14 protein-coding genes are annotated in these 21,174 nt (G+C 58.4%); 12 read left to right on the forward strand and 2 right to left on the reverse strand.

Features of this window, described 5'->3' with window-relative positions; translation table 11 throughout:
* The first annotated feature begins 142 nt into the window (after window positions 1–142).
* From HX839_RS23745 to HX839_RS23770, 6 genes are all read left to right on the forward strand, one after another.
* Complete coding sequence (locus HX839_RS23745; RefSeq protein ID WP_177067757.1) at window positions 143–2,626, forward strand: fimbria/pilus outer membrane usher protein; 2,484 nt, start codon at window positions 143–145, stop codon at window positions 2,624–2,626.
* A gap of 64 nt (window positions 2,627–2,690) precedes the next feature.
* A complete protein-coding gene (locus tag HX839_RS23750; RefSeq protein ID WP_043224613.1) occupies window positions 2,691–3,830 on the forward strand; it encodes a fimbrial protein in 1,140 nt (379 codons plus the stop codon).
* Between the two features lie 154 nt (window positions 3,831–3,984).
* A complete protein-coding gene (locus tag HX839_RS31915) occupies window positions 3,985–5,367 on the forward strand; it encodes an EAL domain-containing protein (protein WP_177067758.1) in 1,383 nt (460 codons plus the stop codon).
* 128 nt (window positions 5,368–5,495) lie between these two features.
* Window positions 5,496–6,161, forward strand: coding sequence for a response regulator transcription factor (locus tag HX839_RS23760; RefSeq protein WP_003217698.1), 666 nt, complete (start codon window positions 5,496–5,498; stop codon window positions 6,159–6,161).
* Window positions 6,158–8,590 carry an ATP-binding protein gene (locus HX839_RS23765; protein WP_177067759.1) on the forward strand — a complete coding sequence of 811 codons (2,433 nt, stop codon included), beginning with the start codon at window positions 6,158–6,160 and terminating at the stop codon, window positions 8,588–8,590. The genes HX839_RS23760 and HX839_RS23765 overlap by 4 nt, the downstream gene beginning before the upstream one ends.
* Window positions 8,580–9,785, forward strand: coding sequence for an MFS transporter (locus HX839_RS23770; protein WP_003217693.1), 1,206 nt, complete (start codon window positions 8,580–8,582; stop codon window positions 9,783–9,785). Before HX839_RS23765 ends, HX839_RS23770 begins: the two co-directional genes overlap by 11 nt.
* 28 nt (window positions 9,786–9,813) lie before the next feature.
* On the opposite strand, the gene HX839_RS23775 is transcribed toward HX839_RS23770, so the two are convergent.
* Window positions 9,814–10,182, reverse strand: coding sequence for a hypothetical protein (locus HX839_RS23775; protein WP_052024243.1), 369 nt, complete (start codon window positions 10,180–10,182; stop codon window positions 9,814–9,816).
* Window positions 10,183–10,534: 352 nt separating this feature from the next.
* Entirely contained in the window at window positions 10,535–11,668 is a 1,134-nt protein-coding gene (locus tag HX839_RS23780; protein WP_177067760.1) for an NAD(P)/FAD-dependent oxidoreductase, read from the reverse strand.
* A 140-nt stretch (window positions 11,669–11,808) separates the two neighbouring features.
* Here HX839_RS23780 and valS point away from each other — a divergent pair, with 140 nt between their 5' ends.
* The 6 genes from valS (at window position 11,809) to HX839_RS23810 (ending at window position 21,152) form a co-directional block, all read left to right on the forward strand.
* A complete protein-coding gene (gene valS / locus HX839_RS23785; RefSeq protein WP_177067761.1) occupies window positions 11,809–14,376 on the forward strand; it encodes a valine--tRNA ligase in 2,568 nt (855 codons plus the stop codon).
* A gap of 202 nt (window positions 14,377–14,578) precedes the next feature.
* The gene (locus tag HX839_RS23790; RefSeq protein ID WP_003217687.1) at window positions 14,579–15,421 is read left to right on the forward strand and encodes an oxidoreductase; all 843 of its coding nucleotides are present in this window, start codon (window positions 14,579–14,581) and stop codon (window positions 15,419–15,421) included.
* A 17-nt stretch (window positions 15,422–15,438) separates the two neighbouring features.
* Window positions 15,439–16,377: an AraC family transcriptional regulator gene (locus HX839_RS23795; RefSeq protein ID WP_003217685.1), complete on the forward strand. Its 939-nt coding sequence runs from the start codon at window positions 15,439–15,441 to the stop codon at window positions 16,375–16,377.
* 181 nt (window positions 16,378–16,558) lie between these two features.
* The gene (locus HX839_RS23800) at window positions 16,559–17,071 is read left to right on the forward strand and encodes a sigma-70 family RNA polymerase sigma factor (RefSeq protein ID WP_177067762.1); all 513 of its coding nucleotides are present in this window, start codon (window positions 16,559–16,561) and stop codon (window positions 17,069–17,071) included.
* Window positions 17,068–18,021: a FecR domain-containing protein gene (locus HX839_RS23805; protein ID WP_177067763.1), complete on the forward strand. Its 954-nt coding sequence runs from the start codon at window positions 17,068–17,070 to the stop codon at window positions 18,019–18,021. The genes HX839_RS23800 and HX839_RS23805 overlap by 4 nt, the downstream gene beginning before the upstream one ends.
* 191 nt (window positions 18,022–18,212) lie before the next feature.
* Window positions 18,213–21,152, forward strand: a complete 2,940-nt coding sequence (locus HX839_RS23810; RefSeq protein ID WP_177067764.1) for a TonB-dependent receptor — start codon at window positions 18,213–18,215, stop codon at window positions 21,150–21,152.
* Window positions 21,153–21,174: the final 22 nt, after the last annotated feature.

A 21,174-nucleotide genomic window follows, 5' to 3' on the forward strand; every position in this document is an offset into this window, starting at 1 on the left:
TTACTTCCCCCTTCTGCTGTTCAGGTAATTTATGAACCCGCTTTTTGATCTGCGCATTTGCCGCAGGGATTTTCCCTGCGCTGACGCCCGCCTTTCCAAAGTTTGGGGGGGGCGAATTACCCTGATCTGTAGCGCATTATTGATGCCCCAGGCGATGGCTGAGGAGGTGCAGTTCAACGATGCCTTTCTACCGGTCGGTTCAAGCGGGATTGACCTGGAGTTATACCAGAGCGGTAATCCGGTCATGTCTGGTGAGTACCGAGCCGATATCCTGGTGAACTCGAGCCTCAGCGGCCGGGAGGATATTCGCATCGTTTCCGACAAGCAGGGCAAGAAGCCCAGAGTGTGTGTGAACACGCGTTTGCTGGAACTGATTGGCGTAAACGTCGAGACGCTGTCTTCAACGGCGCTCGCCGTGCTGGCGGCGCAGGGGCAGTGCCCCGTCATCAATGAAGTGATTGACGGCGCTACGGCGTTTTTCTCCACTGACACCCAGCAGCTGGACTTCAGTATTCCGCAGGTCGCCATGCGGCGTAACGCGCGTGGGTATGTCAGCCCGGAGCTGTGGGATCGTGGTGTCGGTTCGGCGATGCTTGGCTACGACTTCAACGCCAACCGGAACAAAACCCAGTCCGGGCAGTACGATTCGGCTTACATGGGGCTGAATGCCGGGCTAAACGTGGGTGATTGGCGCCTTCGGCACAACGGATCGTTCAGATGGCAAACCCTGGACGGTGGCAAATACCAACAGATCAATACCTTCGCCCAGCGCGACCTGACCGGTTTGAAAAGCCAGCTGACGGTGGGCGAGTCCAATACCAGCGGTGAAATCTTCGACACCCTGGCTTATCGCGGCGTCGAGGTGGCCAGTGACGACCGAATGTTGCCCGATGCACTGCGCGGCTACGCGCCGGTGGTGCGTGGCATCGCGCGCACAAACGCACGGGTATCCATCAGCCAGGGCGGCAATTTGCTGCTGCAAACCACCGTGTCGCCGGGCGCCTTTGCCATCGAGGATTTGTATGCCACGGGGTATGGCGGCGACCTGCAAGTAACGGTGCTTGAGGCCGATGGCAGCGAGCAATGGTTTATTGTGCCGTACGCCTCGGTCAATCAGTTGCTACGCCCAGGCACTACGCGTTTCAGCCTGACGGTGGGCGAAACCCGCAGTAATTACGTCAATGAACAGGCCAGGCTCGCGCAAGGCACTTACCAGCGCGGCCTGGCTAACTCACTGACTGGTTTCACTGGCGCTCAGGTGAGTGAAGGCTACACGGCCCTGCTCGGCGGTGTTGCGTTCGGCACGCCAATCGGAGCGATGGCGGTTGACGTGACCCAGGCCCGCACAGAGCTGGCGGCGGGTGCCGAACAAGGGCAAAGCATGCGCCTGTCCTACAGCAAAAATATCCAAAGTACCGGCAGCAACTTCTCGCTGGCGGCCTATCGATTCTCCACCAGTGGTTACCTGGACTTTAACAACGCGATGCTTTTTCGGGATGCCGACAAGACCGGCATCGACACGACCACCTTTGGCCGTCCGCGCAATCGTCTCACGTTGTCCGTCGACCAGAGCCTCGACGGCTGGGGTCATTTGTCCCTGAGTGGCTTTACCCAGAACTACTGGAACCAGCCGGGGCGAGACGTGCAATACCAGATGGGTTACAGCAAGCACTTCGGGTACGTCAATTATGGCGTAAACCTCAGCCGCAGCCGCGCCGGTTTCGGTGATATGGAAAACACCCTGTTGTTCACGGTGAGCATGCCGCTGGAGTTTGGCTCGTCTGCCAACGTGCCGCAGCTATCCGCTCGAATGGGACGTGACAGCCAGGGTCACTACAACCATCAGGCAACCGTGAGTGGCAGTGCCGGCGAAGACCGTGAGTACGGTTATAGCCTGACCGCAGGCCGCGAAGGCATGAGCCGCTCCACCAGCACCTCGGTTAACGGCCAATACCAAGGTTCGAAAATGCGCGTCAACGGTAGCCTCAGCCAGGGTGATGGCTACAGCAGTGCCTCGGTGGGCGGCGGCGGCGCCATTGTCGCTCACCCCAACGGGGTGACCTTGACGCCCTTCAGCGGTGAAACCATGGCGGTAATCAACGCGCCCGGTGCGGCCGGTGCAAAGGTGGTGGGGTATCCAGGGTTGCGGCTCGATGGCAAAGGTACGGCGGTCGTCAGTTATTTACAGCCTTATCAACGTAATGAAATCGCGATCGACCCTGAGGGCATTGACGAAGGAGTGGAGTTGAGCGAGACCAGCCAACAGATAGCGCCACGTGCCGGTGCCGTCGTGTCGGTGGATTTCGCTACGGTCAGGGGCGATGCGCTGTTGTTGAGCGTGCGACTGAAGGACCAGAGTCCTTTGCCGTTTGGCGCCAAAGTGATCGATGACGCCGGCAATTCCGCAGGAACCGTGGGGCAGGGTGGGCAGTTGTATGCGCGGGTCAAGGAAGGCACTCAACGCCTGCACGTCAGTTGGGGCGGGCAGGACGATCAGGCTTGCACGCTGAAAGTGCCCGAGGTTAAAGCGCAGGGCCAGTTGTTCAAGGCCAATGCGATGTGCCTGGACGACACGCGACTGACCGAGGTCGATGAGAGCAGCACTCACAAGAGTGCCGGGCGATGAAGTCTGCGGATAAAAAACCGATCAACTTTCTGTTTAGCGTTATCACTGAGGCAAGGTTATGAACATGGCAACTCCATCTGGTGTGTTAGCTGCGGGGTTGCTCCTGTGGGGCTGTAGCCAAACCGCCAGCGCGGCGACAAGCTGCGGGTATGCGACTGCAGTGCGCCCGTTCAACGGCACGATGGCGCTTAACATTGGTAGCTTGTCCGTCCCCAGAGACGCTGCCATCGGTACACGGCTTTATATACAAGAGTTTCACCAAGCGGGCGAAGGGGTCACCTTTTCTTGTACGACTGACCGTACGTCACCGGTGACCACCTACAACGTATTCAGCGTTAATGGTTTGGGCAGTAAAGTTGATTTCAACACTGGAGGCTACGCAGGTAAGGTCTACGCAACTTCAGTGCCCGGTATCGGCGTTTCCTGGTGGTCCGGACAAACTGTCCCCGGAGCGGCGGGGGCAGGTAACAATACATTGCAGATTGTTCCAAGTGGTTGTACGGGGACCGGCAACAGCTGCAAGACCTTACCATTGAAGTTGGGCCCTTTAGCTGCACTGGTCTTGATCAAGACAGGTCCCGTAGGCACCGGTACTATCCGCGCAAGTGATTTCGGCAGGCTGGTGTATTCCACTGTGGTTGAAACCAGTACGGCGTTCTCGATTTCTGAAGTCGGCGTTACTGGCAGCATCAATGTGGTCGCCATGACCTGTAACACACCCAACGTCAACGTACCAATGGGTAGCTATAAAACGTCTGAGTTCAAAGGCGTAGGTTCAGGCACACAGCAGGTGAACTTTAAAATTGACGTCACCAATTGCCCGGGGTTTCCCGGCTATTACGGTAACCCCAGTGCGGGTGCAATACCGGCAGCTTCGCAATCGGCAGTGACCAATATCGGGACGCGGGTTCCCAACACCGTGAGCTTCCGGGTAGACCCGGTGTACACGGCGATTGATGCTGCCAACGGTGTCTTGAGTTTGACGCCCGTTACAGGCGTGGCGACGGGCGTTGGTGTCCAGCTATTCAGCGGCGTATCCGGAGCAGTGCAGCCACTGTCACAGAACCGCGTCCTCAATATTTCACCTGCTGCGGGCACAACCGGGTTCTCGGTCAACCTCTCCGCTCGTTATTTGCAAACCGCCAACACCGTGACGGCCGGTAGCGCAAATGCCGTGGCGAACTACACGCTTATTTATCAGTAGCGAGGTAAGCATTGCCTATTGCTGACGTATGCCCCATCACGACAGGCCGACTCCTAGGCAATAGTCACGGTGACAGCACCTAAAACAGCCAGGGGCGTTTGCTTTTAGTCCCAGTCCTATGTCGGCCGTTTTCTGCGTTCATTAAGGTAGCGCAGTGTCTAACTCCTGGAAAAATGTCGTGAATTCAATCGTTGCCTGCGGGCCCTGTGAACTTGAGCGCCTGCACGTCATAGTGGTGGAGTCTGATATTCCACGGGCAGCGCGTTTATTATCAATATTGCGTTCTTTGGGCATCCATCATCTGAGTGTCGTGTCAGGGCTTCAGGATCTCAGCCTGCAGCTAAGCCAAACGCAGGTGGATGTGTTGGTGACCGAGATTCGTGCGACCAGCAACGATGGGCTGATGTTACCCAGCGCGTTAAAGCAGCACTATGGCTCAGCGTGCAGTTTGCAGGCCCCGCGCATTCTCTGGTTGGCAGACGCCGAACCGTTACTGCCGTTCACCGCGTTGGCGGAACATCACGCGGGTGCAACGTCTGTTCGGGGGCAGGGTATATCCATCAAGGCGCTCGATGCTCACGCTCAGCTGGCATGCGCCGCCGGTTTCGTCGCAACAACCCTGTATTCCTTCAGTGCCAAGGCGATGAGTGATGCGCTGCACGGGCTTTTTGCGATGCCGAAGATAGCTCATCGGCCATTACCCGCCAGAAATGATGTACCGAGTGAAGACGACGTGATTATTGCGCTCGCTACGGGGGAAGGGCTGCGCGTGGTATTCCAGCCGCAGCATGATTTGCGCACGGGAGAGATCGTGGCTGCTGAGGCGCTGGTACGCTGGCGCCACCCTGAGCATGGGGATATTTCACCTGTGGTACTGATCCCTTTGGTGAACAAACTGGGCTTGCATTTGCTGTTGTTCAGTTTTGTAAAGGCCAGGGTGCTTGAGGTGTTGTGTTCCTTGCAAAGCATGCGCCTGGAGATCCCGATCTCAGTCAATGCTTCGGTCGATACCCTTTGCACCACGGGGTTTTCAGCACGCCTGGCCGATCGGATGATGCGCGCGGGCTTGCCCAATCACTTGCTGAAGATTGAACTCACCGAGGACATCCCGGTGATGGACGAACTATGCCTGTCGGCGGCGATTAACGCGCTCAAGGTTCGAGGCTTCGGGGTGTCACTTGACGATTTTGGTTCCGGCTCGGCGACGCTCCGCCAAATTGCCAGCATGCCATTCGATGAAGTAAAGATAGACGGCGCGCTGATCCGCGACCTGGACAACAAGTCCACGGCACGTCGTGTGATAGCGACCACGCTAGCATTGGCGCGACGCTTGAACATGACGGTGGTTGCCGAAGGTATCGAAACAGACTCATGCCGAATATTGTTGCGCAGGCTTGGGTGCACGAACGGGCAAGGTTTCGTACTTTCCAGACCAATGGAGGTGCAAGATTTCTTGAGCAGGTTGACGATGGAGAAACACGCGAGCGCACGACTGCTACCTTTGAGCCCTGCACCCGGCGCGCAGAGAAATACCTGATGCACCCGCTTTGGCCACTTTTGATCCGGACCTCGCGAAAACCCGTACGCGCGGCCTAAAAACTGACTAATCTGCTTCCAGTCACACCCGGCAGTCATGCTGTCTCGCGAGCTTGGTATACCCAAATTATGAAACGCCTTCGCATTGCCCTCCTGGACGACCACGCGATTATCCGCCATGGTCTTTCTGCCCACCTCAGTGAAGAGCCACTGTTTGAATTGGTCGGCAACTACGGCTCTACTCGCGAGCTGATGGCTGGAATGCCTAATGCCCCGGCGGACCTCTTGCTGCTTGATTATGGCTTGGGTCCGGATGAGCTGGACGGGGTGTCATTGATTCGAGCGGTCCGTACAAAATTCCCTGACTGCCGTATTTTGGTTTTGTCCGCACACCATGATCCCTCCACCGTTGCGCTTGCATTGCGTGTGGGCGCGCGCGGTTTTGTCGGCAAGGGTGAGGATCTGTCGGCTCTCGTTCGCGCCATTCACGCCGTTGCATCCGGCACGGTCTATTTAAACGCCGAGATGTCGTACAGCGTTGCCGAAGCGACCACGCAAAGCAGTGTCCAACCCACCGATGAGTCGTTTGATGCGTTACAAGCGGCCTCGCTGTCTGCGCGGGAGCAGGAGGTTATTCGCTGTTACCTGGCGGGGATGACGGTCTCGGAAATTGCGGAAAAATTCAACCGCAGTATCAAGACGATCAGCACCCAGAAGACCGCTGCATTTCGCAAGCTGGGTGTGACTTCAAATAACGGCCTGTTCAAGCTCAAAGAAACCCTTGGCTCGCCATGAAGCGTGTTTGGCTCGCAATGTTTGTACTGGCCTTTACCTTGTCTGGCACAGGCGCACAGGCAGATGAGTCGGACACAACACTCCAACTGACCGATGCCGAACGTGCCTGGATTGCCCAGCATCCGACGCTGCGCGTTGCAGTCCTGGAAGGTTTTGGTGCGCTGGAGTACATGCAGGACGCCAAGCTCTCGGGACTGTCGGCCGAATACCTCAATGCGATCTCAAACAAGCTGGGCATTACGTTCAGTTATGTACTGACAGAGGGTGGCAGTACGCGAATCACTCTTTTGCAACAGGGCAAAGTGGACCTGATCTCCACAATGCGGAGCATCGGCCCGACATTGCAGATTCCTGGCCTCGCAATGACTGATCCGTACCACTCCAGTCCTGCCGTCGTGATCTCACGGGCTAAAACACCGTTGATATTTGACCTGGCCCAACTGGAAGGCAAGCGAGTAGCGATCGCAGCCAAGGGGCCGTTTGAGTCCATTCTTGAGGGTACCCTCAAGAACGTCAGCATCATAAAAAGCAATTCAGCGCTGGAAGCCTTAAGGTTGGTTAAAGAGGGGGACGCTGACGCAGTACTCGGTACCGAGACTTACCTGATTCCGTACTTCGACTCGAGGTTCGAGGGTGTGCTGCAGCTGTCCGGAGTGATTGCTTCGATGAATTCCGAGATCCGCATGGCGGTACGTGATGACCAGACGATGCTGCTTTCAATACTGCAAAAGACGTTGGGATCGATATCGTCAGAGAGCGCCTACCATATGCACCAGCATTGGCTGCTCGCCTCGGGATATGGTGCAACGACGAGCTCTAAGTCAATCCTTGAAGACTATTTGCACGAAGTAATCCTCGCAGGCTTGATGCTGGCGATATTACTGGGCCTGGTGCATCAAACCCACCGGCAACGTCGTCGGGCAGTGCGCAGTGAGCGTGAGAAGGCAAAGTTCCTGGCGGTAATGAGCCACGAAATCCGATCGCCTATGAACGCGGTCCTGGCGGCCGTGGAACTGCTGTCCCTGACACGCCTGAATCACGAACAGCGTCATCTCTCCTCATTGGCCAGCAGCGGCGCCAATACACTGCTGACGCTCCTCGATGATGTGCTGGATTTGTCACGGCTCGACGCCGAGCAAATGCTCCTGGAACTGGAGGCTGTAGATCCTGCCGCGCTGGCGAGAGAGGCGGTTGCGCTCTACGGGCTCCGTGCCCAGACCAAGGGTATCGATCTCACCCTGGAAGCGCCCGAGACGATTGGGTACCTGATGCTGGACGAGGGGCGGGTAACGCAGATATTGCATAACCTGATTTCGAATGCGATTAAGTTCACTGAATACGGTTCGGTGCAGGTCAAGGTGGTGGTAAGCGCTACCGACGTCTCTGAGCTGAAGAAGCTCGATATTGTGGTAGTGGATACGGGTATCGGTATTTCTGCACACCTCCAGGAACGCCTGTTCACGCCGTATTCACAGGCGAAACATTCGTACAAACGGTCCGGAGGCACCGGACTTGGCCTGGTGATATGCCGCGAACTGGTTGAGCTGATGGGGGGCACCCTGTCGCTCACCAGCAAGCTGGGGGAGGGCACGATCATGGCGCTTTCCATACTCTCGCAATCAGCGACAGCGCAGATTAACGAGCATGCCGCAGGCGTACAACTCACCCCGGCGCTCTTCACTTCAGCAGAGGTTAACGAGCCGGAGGCGGGCCACGGTTCGCCTGCAATTCTGCGCATACTGTTGGTGGAGGATGCCCGTGCCAACCAGGAAGTGTTGCTGGCACAGCTCCATCAGTTTGGATTCGACGCGGCACTCGCACCCAATGCGGCCCAGGCCGTTTTGCAATTTAAAGAGCAGGTGTTTGACCTGGTATTGCTGGATTGCGACTTGCCCGACAAGGATGGCTACACCGTGGCCACTGAACTGCGGGCCCTTGAGGTTAGCCAGGAACGTGCGCGTTGCCCGATCATTGCGATCTCTGCGTCCACCGGGCATGACCATCTCGAGCGCTGCTTTGAGGTAGATATGGATGGCGTGCTCAGCAAGCCCATTCAGTTGGCCAAGTTGAAGTCGACTATTGAGTCGTGGTGTGACGTTTGCGTTGTGCAAAAGCAGCCTGAGCCAGACAGCCTGGTCAGCCTTGGTCTCAACCAGATCCGAGTGTTGATGCTCGAAGACTTACTTCACTTGCTGGAAGCGGTGATCCAACGTAACTCGGAACTTGCCTTGCACAGAGCCCATCGCCTGCACGGTGCAGCACTTTCAATGGGGTGGATCGACATCGCATTGGCCTTACAAAAGTTTGAAAGCCTGCTGCGCACCAAATCACCGATGGACGAATCACATTGCCGTGCGCACTTGCGAGAGATCATGCAGCAGTGGCGTCAACTTGATCAGGAACTCTCGGCATCCGACTATGAAAGATAAACACTCGGCGGCACTTTGGATGTTCGCGCTACTCGGCCTGTCGTGCCTGTTGGTGTCGGTGGACCGGCGTATTTTTTGGGTGCTGGCCAGCGGTATTCGCCACGACCTCGGGCTGACACAGCGCCAAGTACAAATGGCATCGGAAGCCATCCAGTTCGGCTTGGGGGCAGCGAGTTTCGGCGCTGGTTACCTGTTACGAGTCGTCAACCGTAAGGGATTAGCGGTAGCGGGGCTGTTGATAGCCTCATTGGCAACGGTGTGGACTGCGTATGCCGTGGGATTCCAAGGCATGTTCGCTACGCGGTTAATTGTGGGAGTGGGGATCGCGTTTCATATCCTGGCCATTCTGACAATTGGCATCAATTACTTCCCGCGTCACCGATCCAATGTGGTCGCGGCGGTGTTTTTTTCCATGGGGGCAGGCGCTTTAATTGCTGTGAATTTGGGAACTATTATCGGCGAAGCAACGGACTGGCATGAGACCCTGGTCGCGTTCGGTTTGGCTGGCCTGCCGATTGCGATAGCGATATTTGTGTTTGCAAAACCCTGGTTCAGTGAGGCAGCCGGGCACCTGCGACTGGACAGCTACCAAGTACAACAACCACCGGGCAGCTCAATATGGTCTGGTCGCATTATGTTACTGGGAGTGATGACCGTGTTGTTAAGCCTATGCATTTCCAGCTTTCGCGATAACTACCTTTACCACATCCGTGAAGAGAGTGGCTTTACCTGGCAATTCGGGCAGTTGGCAGTCAGCGCGTACGCTTTTGGAAATCTGTTCGCCTTCTATGGCGCATCAGTATTTAGAAGATATGGCGCGCGCCGAGTACTGATCACCTCGTTTGCGCTGACGGGCATGCTGTCGTTCTTCATCTTTACCATTAGTTGGCAGTACGCATTCGTCCACGTCATGCTTTCAATTCTGCTGGGGGTCTTCCTGGGAGGTATCGCGACGGTTTCGTTGCTGTCAGAGATGATTGATTCCGTTGTTATTGCCCAGCGAGCCCCTGTCATGGGATTCTTTTTCTGCTGCCTGATCACACCTAACGTTTTTTCCAATGGCTTGTGCCAGATAGCAGAGGCTGCAATGGGCTACGCGTTGGCGGGGTTACTTTTAATGTCAGGCAGCGCGTTGATTGCTGCGGTACTCGCAACACGGTTACCAGCGCTGCACAGGAAGCATCGTAGAATTTGAATGAGGTTCGAACGAGGTGTCGAACAATTCAATATTCATCGCTGCAGGCGAGTCGCCAGTCATGCGTGGTGCGACGAAAGTCTTCGGGGGCAGGCACCAAACGGGCCATAAACTGCTCAAGCACCGTGTACTCCGGCAGGCCGTATTTGTAACAAATCGCTCCTCTTACCGAGCACCGCGCCGCGGGACCATTTGAAGGGCAGCTATAGGCGAAAAGGTTACTGATTTCAAACTGTTCGGACGCTGCCAGCTGGCGCTGTCTTAACAAGGGTTCAGCGGCCAACAGTAAATCAAATCTTTTTAACCCGGCAAAACTCAACTTGACGCACTCATCGACTGAAGAACTTGTGGCAATACAGAAGTACCCCATTGTATTTAGCATCTTTTCCAGCTGCATAGATTGCGCGTGAATGCTATCTAGAACCAATATTCGCAAATGTTTATTTATCACGGCTGTCTGCCTCTCAGCGTTGATTCAATAATGAGTCGCTGCCGAGCCTACCGACTAAGTTTTTCGCCGTATTTAGGAGTGCTCTGAAAATAACATCCGGTCTTTGAAACGTTTTATATTATCGAGCTAGTGCGGCTTTCAACTGATGCACCGACCTCCAGGCTTGGCGTTCTTACTGTTATAAGCAAACCTGAAGGATAGGGTGGATATGCTGGGTCATACAGCCTGGCGGTGTTGATCAGGTATGAAGACGAGCGTGATCGCCCCAAGAATCAATGCCTGTGGCCCGCCGGTTGCTTCACCGCTGCGACGCAACCCCGTTGAACATGCTGACCAGGCTATAGGGTGCATCGTCACCAAACAGCAACTCGTGCAGTTCATTCCCCTCGGCAGCCATTTGCGCGCTGCGCGGGAACATGGCCTGTTCGTATTCGCCCAGGGCGGCTTCGACGTCATCAGGGTATGAGGCGATGGCCTTGCCGAGTTCGGCACCATCGTACATGGCCAGGTTCGCGCCTTCGCCATTCGGGGCCGCAAGGTGTGCGGCATCACCGATCAGCGTTACGCCCGGCACCCGCTCCCAGCGGTGCTCAACCGGCAGCATAAAGAGCGGGCGCCAGACCAGTTCGGTGTCGCTGTCGGTGATCAATGCCGTGAGGGCAGGGGACCAGCCTGCGAACTCCTGCGCGATCCGTGCCGCCGCCGTTGCCGTGTCGGTGAAATCGATGGCGGCAAACCAGCTTTGGGATTCGGTGAGCACTACGTAGGTGTGCAGCGTGGCGCCCGTCTCACGGTGCGCCTGGATCCCTTTTCCCGGTTGAAGTGCGAACATCGCACCGCCACCTACCGCCCTGGAGGTGGCCGGGTGCCGGGCGTCGCTGTCATACAGGTAGGTTTCGATCAACGAGCGGCCCATGTACTCGGGGGCTGCGTCGCTGAGCAGCGGCCGGACCTTTGACCAGGCTCCGTCCGCGCCAACCAGCAGGTGGGTAGCAACGCAAGTACCGTCGGCGAAGCTCACTTCGTGGCGACCCTCGCCGAGGGCGCGCACGCTCTTGACCTTGTGGCCCCAACGCACAGTACCGGCGGGCAGTGAATCGAGGAGCATCTTGCGCAGTTCGCCACGCATGACCTCGGGACGGCCGCCTGTGCCGTCGTCGGGTTGATCCAACAGAGTGGCACCCTGCCAATCAAGCACCCGAGTCGCCTCGCGACCTTTCAGGATAAGCGCGCGGAACTCGTCCGTCAGGCCCGCTGCCTGCAAGGCCAGTTGGCCGTTGTAGTCGTGGATATCGAGCATCCCGCCTTGGGCGCGTGCGGTTGCCGACGGCTCTGCTTCATAGACGGTGGCGGCAATACCGTGGACGTACAGCACGCGGGCCAGGATGAGACCGCCCAGGCCAGCACCGATGATTGTGACGGGGGTGTGCATAGGGTACCTGTTGAATGTGAGAAATCTTCCGGACTGTTTTTACGCTATTTTGTGGAAAAAATGGCCTGGTTCAAGGGCTTTACTTTCCGCAGGCGATTGAATATAAAGTTTGCTTCGGCGCACAACCGTTGTTGCGCCCCATGATGTTGACAGGAGGAAGCTATGTCACCGTTAAACGTGATGAAGTTCTAAACGATCAAACCGTCACCCCCTCGCTTGAAAACCTCGAAACACGCTGGTCTCAGCATTGGCAGCTCGAAGGCACGTATGCCTTTGACCACAGCGCCCAACGCGACGCTGTATTCTCCATCGACACGCCGCCACCGACAGCCTCAGGTTCGTTGCATGTTGGCCATGTCTTCAGCTACACCCACACCGATATCATCGCCCGGTTCCAGCGGATGCGCGGCAAGGCTGTGTTCTACCCCCTGGGTTGGGACGACAATGGCTTGCCGACCGAACGCAGGGTCGAGAATTTCTACGGCGTACGTTGCGACTCGTTGGCCGCTTACCAGCCTGGCTTCAAACCCTCCGAGTCAATTCCATTAAAACGGGCTGACTTTGCCGTCATCAGTCGGCGCAACTTTATCGAGTTGTGCCATGAGCTGACGGCCATCGATGAGCAAGCGTTCCGTGCACTGTTCGTGCAACTGGGCTTGTCCGTTGATTGGAGTCTTTCATACGCCACCATTGATGAACGCTCCCAACGAGCCAGTCAGCGCGCGTTACTGCGTAACTACCAGCGTGGCGAACTGTATAGCCAGGAGGCTCCGTGCCTCTGGGATGTGACGTTCCAGACGGCCGTAGCCCAGGCAGAGCTTGAGGAGCGCGAGGTTGCGGGTGCGTATCACGAACTCGGCTTCGACGCGGCTGATGGTGCCGAACTGAAGATTGCTACGACTCGACCTGAGTTGCTGATGGCATGCGTGGCGCTGGTGGCTCACCCGGACGACGCTCGTTATCAGGCGAGGTTCGGGCAGACCGTGCGTGCGCCGATTTTTGACCTGGACGTTCCGCTGCTGGCCCACCCTTTGGGTGACCCCGGCAAGGGCACCGGGTTGGCGATGGTCTGCACCTTTGGCGATCTAACCGATGTGATTTGGTGGCGGGAGTTACAGCTGCCCACACGGTCAGTCCTGGGAAAGGACGGGCGCCTGTTACTTGAGACGCCCTCCTGGTTGACGACTCCGCGCAGCCAACAGGCCTACGCAGGCCTGGCCGGCCGTACCCTGTCCCAGGTTCGTACGCAGCTCGTTTCGATGTTGCGTGACTGCGGCGCCATGCGAGATGAACCACGACCGATTAACCACGCGGTAAAGTTCTTCGAGAAAGGCGACCGGCCTTTGGAAATTCTCGCGACGCGGCAATGGTACTTGCGCAATGGCGGACGCGACGCGAACCTGAGGGACGTGTTGCTCGACGCTGGCCAGGCGTTGAACTGGCATCCGCCGCACATGCTCAGGCGTTACGAGCATTGGGTAGGGGGCTTGAATGGAGACTGGCTAATCAGTCGTCAACGTACGTTCGGCGTGCCGATTCCGTTCTGGTATCGCCTGGACGCGCAAGGCGAAGCCGAGCATGGCGCTCCGATTATCGCCAGTGAGGCAAGCCTGCCTGTTGATCCGGGCCTGGATACACCGCCTGGGTATCGACCCGAACAACGTGGTCAACCCAACGGGTTTATCGGCGAACAAGACATCATGGACACCTGGGCCACCAGTTCCCTGACGCCTCAGATTGTCGGCGGCTGGGGAGAGGACGATGGGTTGTTTGCCAAAATATACCCGATGGACCTCAGGCCCCAAGGTCACGACATAATCCGAACCTGGCTGTTCTCGACACTGGTACGCAGCCATTTTGAACACGGTTGCGCGCCATGGCGCAACGTCGCGCTTTCCGGGTGGATCCTTGATCCTGATCGCAAGAAAATGTCCAAGTCCAAGGGGAATGTGGTCACCCCTCAAGCCTTGCTCGACCAGTATGGAAGTGACGGCGTGCGCTATTGGGCTGCCTCGGCGCGGCTCGGCAGTGACACAGCCTTTGAAGAGCAGCAGATGAAAATCGGCCGCCGCCTGGCCGTCAAGCTGTTCAATCTTTCGAGGTTGGTTCAAGGCTTTGCGAAGGATGACACCGGGGATATCGACCAACCGCTGGATCAAGCCATGCTTGAACGCTTGGGTGGCGTAGTCCAGGACGCTACCGTCGCGCTGGAGGCCTATGACTACAGCGGGGCGTTGTCGCGTATCGAAGGATTCTTCTGGTGGTTTTGCGATGACTACGTCGAATTGGTCAAGCGTCGTGCCTATCGACCCGACGGCTACTCGGCGCGTAATGCATTGGCACATGCGCTGAGCGTGCAGCAGCGACTGTTTGCGCCATTTCTGCCCTTTGTGTGTGAGGAGGTCTGGCAATCCTGGAATTGCGGCTCAGTGCACAAGGCGCCCTGGCCGCAAGGGGGCGCTTGCCCTGACGCGGCTGTTGAACAGTTATTGATGAGCCTGAGCAGCGTGCTGTCTGCGATTCGCAAAGCAAAGTCTGATGCCAGCCAGTCCATGAAGGCTCCGGTAGCACGTGTTGAGTTGGTCGACAGCGCCGCGCAGCTTGAACTGATAAAAGGCGTCAGCCAAGACCTGATAGAGGCGGGGCAGGTCGAGGCCTTGGTGTTTATAGAGGGCGCGGAGCGGCAGGTCGATGTCTGGCTGACGTAACGTGGAGTGGTGCCGACCGCCTCAGTGACACCCACTGGGGCGGGCCGGACCACGCATCAGCCTGCGTCAATCGAGCCACATCGGGACAATTGAGCGTATGAGCAGAAGCGAATAGGAATAGGCAAGCCTCATAGATGATCCGGCATAGGTCGCCAGCGGTGGCTTGGCTACCATTAGCACTCAGTAACCGAGAGGAATCTCCATGAGCACTCGCAAAACCCTGTTCATCACCGGCATCAGCAGCGGCTTTGGCAAGGCCCTCGCGACCGAGGCACTGGCTGCAGGCCACCGTGTCATTGGTACCGTTCGCAACGAAGCCGCGCTGCAAACGTTCGAGGCATTATCAGCGGAGCGTGCTCATGGCGTGATCCTGGATGTCACCGACTTTGAGCGGATCGACAGCGTCGTTGCCGAGATCGAGACCCGCTACGGCCCGGTGGATGTCCTGGTGAACAACGCAGGTTACGGCCATGAGGGCATTTTCGAAGAGTCGCCGCTGGAAGAAATGCGTCGTCAGTTCGACGTCAACGTGTTCGGCGCCGTTGCCGTGACCAAGGCGTTCGTGCCGTACTTCCGCCAGCGCCGCAGCGGGCACATCATCAACATCACGTCCATGGGCGGCACCATCACGATGCCGGGTATCGCCTACTACTGCGCCAGTAAGTTCGCGCTGGAAGGCATCTCCGACACCCTGAGCAAAGAACTCAAGCCATTCAACATTTTTGTCACCGCCGTGGCGCCAGGCTCATTTCGCACCGATTGGGCCGGCCGCTCGATGCAGCGTACGCCCCGCAGCATCGCCGACTACGATGCCAGCTTTGATCCGGTACGCCAGGCGCGCGAAGCGAAAAGCGGCCACCAACTGGGGGACCCGCAAAAAGCCGCGCAAGCCATGCTGCAGTTGATCGCCAGCGACAACCCACCGGCCCACCTGCTGCTCGGCAGCGATGCCATAGGCTTTGTGCGCGAAAAGCTGACGCAATCCCTGCGTGACATCGACCAATGGGAAGCACTGACACGCTCTACGGATGGTCACGCTTCGTGAAACCGCAAGAGGGGCCTATGAATCATTTTGCAGCGCGAACCCGGCGCATGGTCCAACTGATGGAGCAGTTGGCCCCCCTGGAGGGCTACAACCTGAGCGCACTGGAAGACATACGCTTTCTGCGCTCCAATCGCCCGCTGACCCGCACGCCAGTGCTCTACGAGCCTGGCATCGTCATCCTGTGCCAGGGGCGCAAGCTCGGCTATCTGGGCGATGAGGTCTACCTTTACGACGCCCAGCACTACCTGGTGGTGTCTGTGCCAGTGCCTTTCACCATGGAAACCGACGCCAGCGAAGAGGAACCGATGCTGGCGGTATACATGCGCCTGGATTTCAAACTCGCTGGCGAACTGATCCTGGAAATTGACGAAAAATCCGGTCCGACCCACGAACGTCCCAAAGGCATGTATTCCTCGCCGATGGACGAGATGTTGCGCGAGTCCACACTGCGCTTTCTCGAAGCGATGAGCCATCCGGTCGACGGCCCGATCCTCGGCCCCTCGCTGGTGCGCGAGATTTACTACCGGATCATCGCAGGTGAACAAGGAGGGTCCATGCGGGCGGCCCTTGGCAAGCAAGGCCATTTCGCAAAGGTGACCCGCGCCATTCGCAAGATACACAGCTGTTACCAGGAGCGGCTGGACGTCGAGTGCCTGGCCCAGGAGGCGAGTATGAGCGTACCCAGCTTTCATCTGCACTTTCGAACAGTCACCGACTCCTCACCCATGCAGTACCTGAAATCGACTCGTCTGCACCAGGCAAGGTTGTTGATGCTCCGCGACGACATGTCGGCCTCATCTGCGGCTTTTAACGTGGGCTATGAAAGCGCATCGCAGTTCAGCCGAGAGTTCAAGCGCTACTTCGGCCGCACACCCCATGCTGAAGTCGAATGGATGAAAGCAACCTATTCGCTGCCAGCGCCGGCGCAGCCTTCTGTCTATGTGTCTTCGCACTGACCTGACAGCCAGGGCGCTGCCCCGTATCTGATTTTTCTGCATATGCCAATTTGACAGACTGCTGTTATTTTTTATTCTTTCCTAACCTATGCTCCCCTCATGCAAAGTCCGCCTCCAGCGATGGCTTTCCATTGCTCATCAACCGCCAGGCTGAATGGCCTTTATTCGCATGGAGCATGCAATGGGTGTGAATCAGAACCCACATTTCGGTCTGATTGGGCAGATGTTCAAAAGTGACTACAGTTGGCTTTGCACGCGGGTAAGCCGGGCGATGGGTTGCGCCCATGGGGCTCAGGACATTGCATCGGAGACCTTCCTGCGGGTACTGGCATTGCCCGACCCTTCGCAAATCCGCGAGCCGCGGGCGTTGCTGACCACCATCGCGCGGCGCCTGATGTATGAGGGCTGGCGTCGCCAGGACCTGGAACGTGCCTACCTGGAAGCATTGGTCCAGGCGCCGATGATGGTGCACCCGTCGCCCGAGGAGCGTTTGCTGTTGATCGAGACGCTACTGGAAGTCGACCGATTGCTCGACGGTTTGTCGGCCAAGGCCAAGGCGGCGTTTTTGTATCACCAGCTGGACGGTTTGACCTATGCGCAGATTGCCGAGCGCCTGCAGGTCTCGGTCAGCCGGGTTCAGCAATACATGGCCGATGCGTTCAAGCGCTGCTACCTGGCGATGACACAGCCATGAGCCACAGCGCGCCTGATGAGGCGATCATCAACGAGGCGGCGCAGTGGATGGCGTTGCTGCAATCCGGGCACGCCAGTGCTCAGGAGCACCAGGCGTTCCGGCGCTGGAGTGAGGGCGACCCACGGCGTGCCGAAATCTTCAACATGATGGGCGGCGTTCCGGCCGTGCTGAACAATGACGAACTGCGCCGCATGCCCCGCGACAGCCTGTTGCACACCCTCAACGCACCGTCGGGCCGCCGGCGCTTTTTGCGCAATACCCTGGCGCTGGTTGGCGTTGTGTCGTTTGGAAGTCTGATCACGCGGCTGTCCGACAGCTGGTTGCCGTTGGGCGCTTTGCGCACCGGTACGGGCGAGCGCCTGAACCTCACGCTGGAGGATGGCAGTGCATTGACCCTGGATGCGCGCAGCAAGGTGCTGACGCATTTCGATGCTCGGCAACGGCTGTTGCAGTTGCTCGACGGCAAGTTGCTGGTGGACGTTTTCAAGGACAGTCTCAGACCGTTTATCGTCGAGACCGAACACGGCCGCATGCGCGCCTTGGGTACGCGGTTTCTGGTACAGCAGGGCGAGGATCGAACCCAAATCACGATGCTGCATTCCCAAGTGGAAATCACCACGCGCGACGGCGCTGTGCAGGTGATCAGTGCCGGCCAGAAAGCCACGTTCAATGCCCACGGCATCCTCGACCTGGAAACCGCCAGCGGCGGCGAGGCCTCGTGGACCCAAGGCTTGCTGGAAGTGCGTGACCGCTCATTGGGTGAAGTGGTGCAAGCCCTGCGTGACTACCGGCGCGGCATCATCCGCGTCAGCCCCGAGGCGGCGAGCCTGAGGCTGAGCGGGATTTTCCCGCTGGACGACAGCCAGGGCGCCCTGCAATTACTGGCCAAATCCTTGCCGGTGCAGATCGATTATCACAGCCCTTATTGGGTCAGTATCGAGCGCCGATAAAAATAATTTCCCCAGCCCTATAAAACCCCCGCCACTGTTGCACAACCCAATACAGGCCAGGGTGTATCTGCCTGGGAGTGTTGTTTCGAGGCGTTATAAACCCATGCTTTTTTAGCCTAACGGCCGCCTATAAAAACCCCCGATCTGTTGTTCAACCCATCAACGGCATATCAATGATGGGAACCTCAACCATGCAACTCAAACCTCTCAGTCGCGCATCTCTGGCGGCACTGTCTCTGACGATTGGCCTGACTTTGGCGGGACATGGCACGGCGGTGCTGGCACAGCCGCTGTCTGCGATATCGACCACCCAGACTTTTGATTTTGATATCGCCAGCGGCCCCCTCGACCAAGCGCTGTTGACCCTGTCACGCAGCAGCGGGCAGATCATTTCCTTCCAGCAAGACCTTGTGCAAGGCCTGACCAGCGCGCCGGTGCGGGGCACCTTCACCACCGAGCAAGCGCTGCGACAGGCACTGCGCGGTGCAGCCCTTGACGCCGTGCCCAGTGGCGACGGCGGTTGGACCCTGCGCCGGGCGGCCAAGCCACCTGCAGCGGCGGTCAAGGCGGCGCCCACGGCGGCGAAAGTCCCGGGCGATGTAGCGTTGGAAAAGGTCGTGGTCACGGGGTCACGCATTGCCCGTGCCCAGGTTGAAGGGCCGTCGCCGGTCACGGTCATCACCGCTGACGAAGTCACCCGCAGGGGCTACAAAAACGTCTACGACGCCATCGCTTCGCAAACCCAGAACACCGGCATGACCCAGGGCGAAGACTACGGCAACACCTTCCAACCGGCCGCCAGTGCCCTCAACCTGCGAGGGCTGGGGCCGAACCACACACTGGTGCTGATCAACGGCAGGCGCGTGGCCGACTACCCCACGGCGTACGACGGCGCGGTCAACTTCACCAACCTTGCGAACATCCCGGCGGTGATGATCGAGCGTATCGAGATCCTCAGCAGCGGCGCCTCGGCGGTGTATGGCTCCGACGCGATTGCCGGGGTGGTGAACATCATCCTCAAAGACAAAATCAGCGGCGTGGACGTCAATCTGCGTGGTGGCGCCGCCGAGCGTGGCGGCGGCGACAACCAGCGCCTGCAGATCAGCGGCGGCGACACCTGGGGCGATTTTGACGGGGTATTCGGCCTGGAGCTGACCCAGCGCCAACCGATCTGGGCCAACCAGCGCGGCTTTATGAGCGACGGCCCGGCCAAGGATGTGGGCTACCGCCGTAACCTCGACAGCGGCGCCTACCTCGGCCCCGGCTGCGGTGCCTACGGCGGTATCTACAACGGCAAGCTCGGTGGCAGCAGCACCCGCTGCACCACCAACCAGTACTACAACGACTACTGGACCTTGCAGGCGCAAAAGGAAAACTATGACGGCTACACGCGCGGCACCTGGCACTTCAGCGACACCGGCAAAGTGTTCGCAGACTTGATGTTTGGCTTTGATCACACGCAGAACAACACGCGCGGCCCAAGCTTCACCTCGCCGGACTTTATCAACCGCAACACCGGCAACCTGGAGCGCTGGTCACGCAACTTTTCCAGCGAGGAAATCGGTGGCAAGACCAGCAACAACAGCAAATGGCGCGAAGTGTCCTGGACCGGCACCCTGGGCCTGGAAGACAAGTTCACCAACAGTGATTGGGGTTATCAGATTGCGGCGAACCGCTCCGAGTACACCAGCGACCGCACCACCCGCTACACGCCTTTGAGCGGCATCCGCGATTACTACCTCGGGCCGCAACTGGGCACGCAGGACGGGCACCCGGTCTTCGCGCCAGACCCTTCGCGGCTGGACCAGCCGCTGACCCCGGAGCAGTGGGATCAGTTTCGCGGCAACCTGGTGCAGAAGAGTAAATCGGTTTCCCAAACCTTCAGCGCCAACATTAACGGCGACCTGTTCGAGCTGCCCGCCGGGCCGGTGGGCTTTGCCGGTGTGACCGAAGTGGGGCGGCAATCCTACAGCGTCGATGTCGACGACCAACTCAATGACGGCACGTTTTACAACACCACGCCGGCCTCCAATTCAGGCGGTTCGCGTGACCGCTATGCCGCGGGTGGCGAGCTGAGCATTCCCGTCACCGACACCTTGCTCGCCTCGGCGGCCGGGCGCTGGGACCAATACAAATTCAGTGGCCGCACCGAGCAACAAAAAACCTACAACCTGGGCCTGGAATGGCGCCCGGTGACCAGCCTGCTGTTTCGTGGCAGCTACGGCACCAGCTTTCGCGCACCCGACCTCAACTACCTCTACCAGGCCGCGACCAATGGCTACACGCCTGACCAGATCGACTATTACGGTTGCAGCAAGGGCGTAGAAGGGGCGTGTGACCGAGGCCGCGTGGATTACACCCAGACCGGTAATTCGGACCTCGCCTCCGAGCGTGGCAAGTCCTGGACGTATGGCTTTGTCTGGTCGCCCTCGCATCAGTTTGATTTCTCCGCCGACTTCTGGCGCGTCGAAATCAAGGACCTGTTGACCACCGTCGACATCAACCGCTTGCTGCAACAGGAAAACCAGTGCCGCAACGGCCAGCTTGATGCGACCACTTGCGCCGACGTCCTGGCACGCATCCAGCGCAACGCCAGCACGGCGGCAGTGGACCCGAACGTGCTGCAACGGGTGCAGGTCAATGCGATCAACGCCGCCAGCGAGCGGGTCAGCGGCCTGGACCTCAAGAGTAATATTCGCTGGGGCGCAGGCCAGTACGGCGCGTTCAGTTCGGCGATTGGCTACAGCCTGGTGCTGTCCCACTACCTCAAGGAATCGGACGATGCGCAAACCCAGAACCTGCGCTCCAGCACCGACAACCACGACTGGCGCAGCAAGGTCAACGCGAGCCTGACCTGGGACTACCAGCACCTCACCACCACGCTGACCGGCATTCGCTACGGCAGCGTGACCAATGGCGCCGGCGATGGGCGCCTGTCGCCGTGGACCACCTTCAACGCCAGCGCCCGTTACCAGGTGAACGAGCAGGCGAGTGTCGGCCTGACCGTCAACAACCTGCTCAATCAGGTCAAGCACGATGACTCCGCCGGCTGGCCGTATTACCCCAGCGGCAACTACGACCCCTATGGCCGCCAGGTCTGGCTGGACGTGAGTTACCACTTCGGCAAGTAGCGCATAAGCACATGCGCTAACG

Origin of the sequence: Pseudomonas sp. I8001, from assembly GCF_013385345.1 — a bacterium.
Taxonomy (GTDB): domain Bacteria; phylum Pseudomonadota; class Gammaproteobacteria; order Pseudomonadales; family Pseudomonadaceae; genus Aquipseudomonas.

Excerpts from the sequence above, each read along its gene's own strand:
- HX839_RS23745 (WP_177067757.1), top strand. The coding sequence starts at position 143 with ATGCCCCAGGCGATGGCTGAGGAGGTGCAGTTCAACGATGCCTTTCTA.
- HX839_RS23750 (WP_043224613.1), top strand. The coding sequence starts at position 2,691 with ATGGCAACTCCATCTGGTGTGTTAGCTGCGGGGTTGCTCCTGTGGGGC.
- HX839_RS23760 (WP_003217698.1), top strand. The coding sequence starts at position 5,496 with ATGAAACGCCTTCGCATTGCCCTCCTGGACGACCACGCGATTATCCGC.
- HX839_RS23765 (WP_177067759.1), top strand. The coding sequence starts at position 6,158 with ATGAAGCGTGTTTGGCTCGCAATGTTTGTACTGGCCTTTACCTTGTCT.
- HX839_RS23770 (WP_003217693.1), top strand. The coding sequence starts at position 8,580 with ATGAAAGATAAACACTCGGCGGCACTTTGGATGTTCGCGCTACTCGGC.
- HX839_RS23775 (WP_052024243.1), bottom strand. The coding sequence starts at position 10,182 with ATGCAGCTGGAAAAGATGCTAAATACAATGGGGTACTTCTGTATTGCC.
- HX839_RS23780 (WP_177067760.1), bottom strand. The coding sequence starts at position 11,668 with ATGCACACCCCCGTCACAATCATCGGTGCTGGCCTGGGCGGTCTCATC.
- valS (WP_177067761.1), top strand. The coding sequence starts at position 11,809 with ATGATGTTGACAGGAGGAAGCTATGTCACCGTTAAACGTGATGAAGTT.
- HX839_RS23790 (WP_003217687.1), top strand. The coding sequence starts at position 14,579 with ATGAGCACTCGCAAAACCCTGTTCATCACCGGCATCAGCAGCGGCTTT.
- HX839_RS23795 (WP_003217685.1), top strand. The coding sequence starts at position 15,439 with ATGAATCATTTTGCAGCGCGAACCCGGCGCATGGTCCAACTGATGGAG.
- HX839_RS23800 (WP_177067762.1), top strand. The coding sequence starts at position 16,559 with ATGGGTGTGAATCAGAACCCACATTTCGGTCTGATTGGGCAGATGTTC.
- HX839_RS23805 (WP_177067763.1), top strand. The coding sequence starts at position 17,068 with ATGAGCCACAGCGCGCCTGATGAGGCGATCATCAACGAGGCGGCGCAG.
- HX839_RS23810 (WP_177067764.1), top strand. The coding sequence starts at position 18,213 with ATGCAACTCAAACCTCTCAGTCGCGCATCTCTGGCGGCACTGTCTCTG.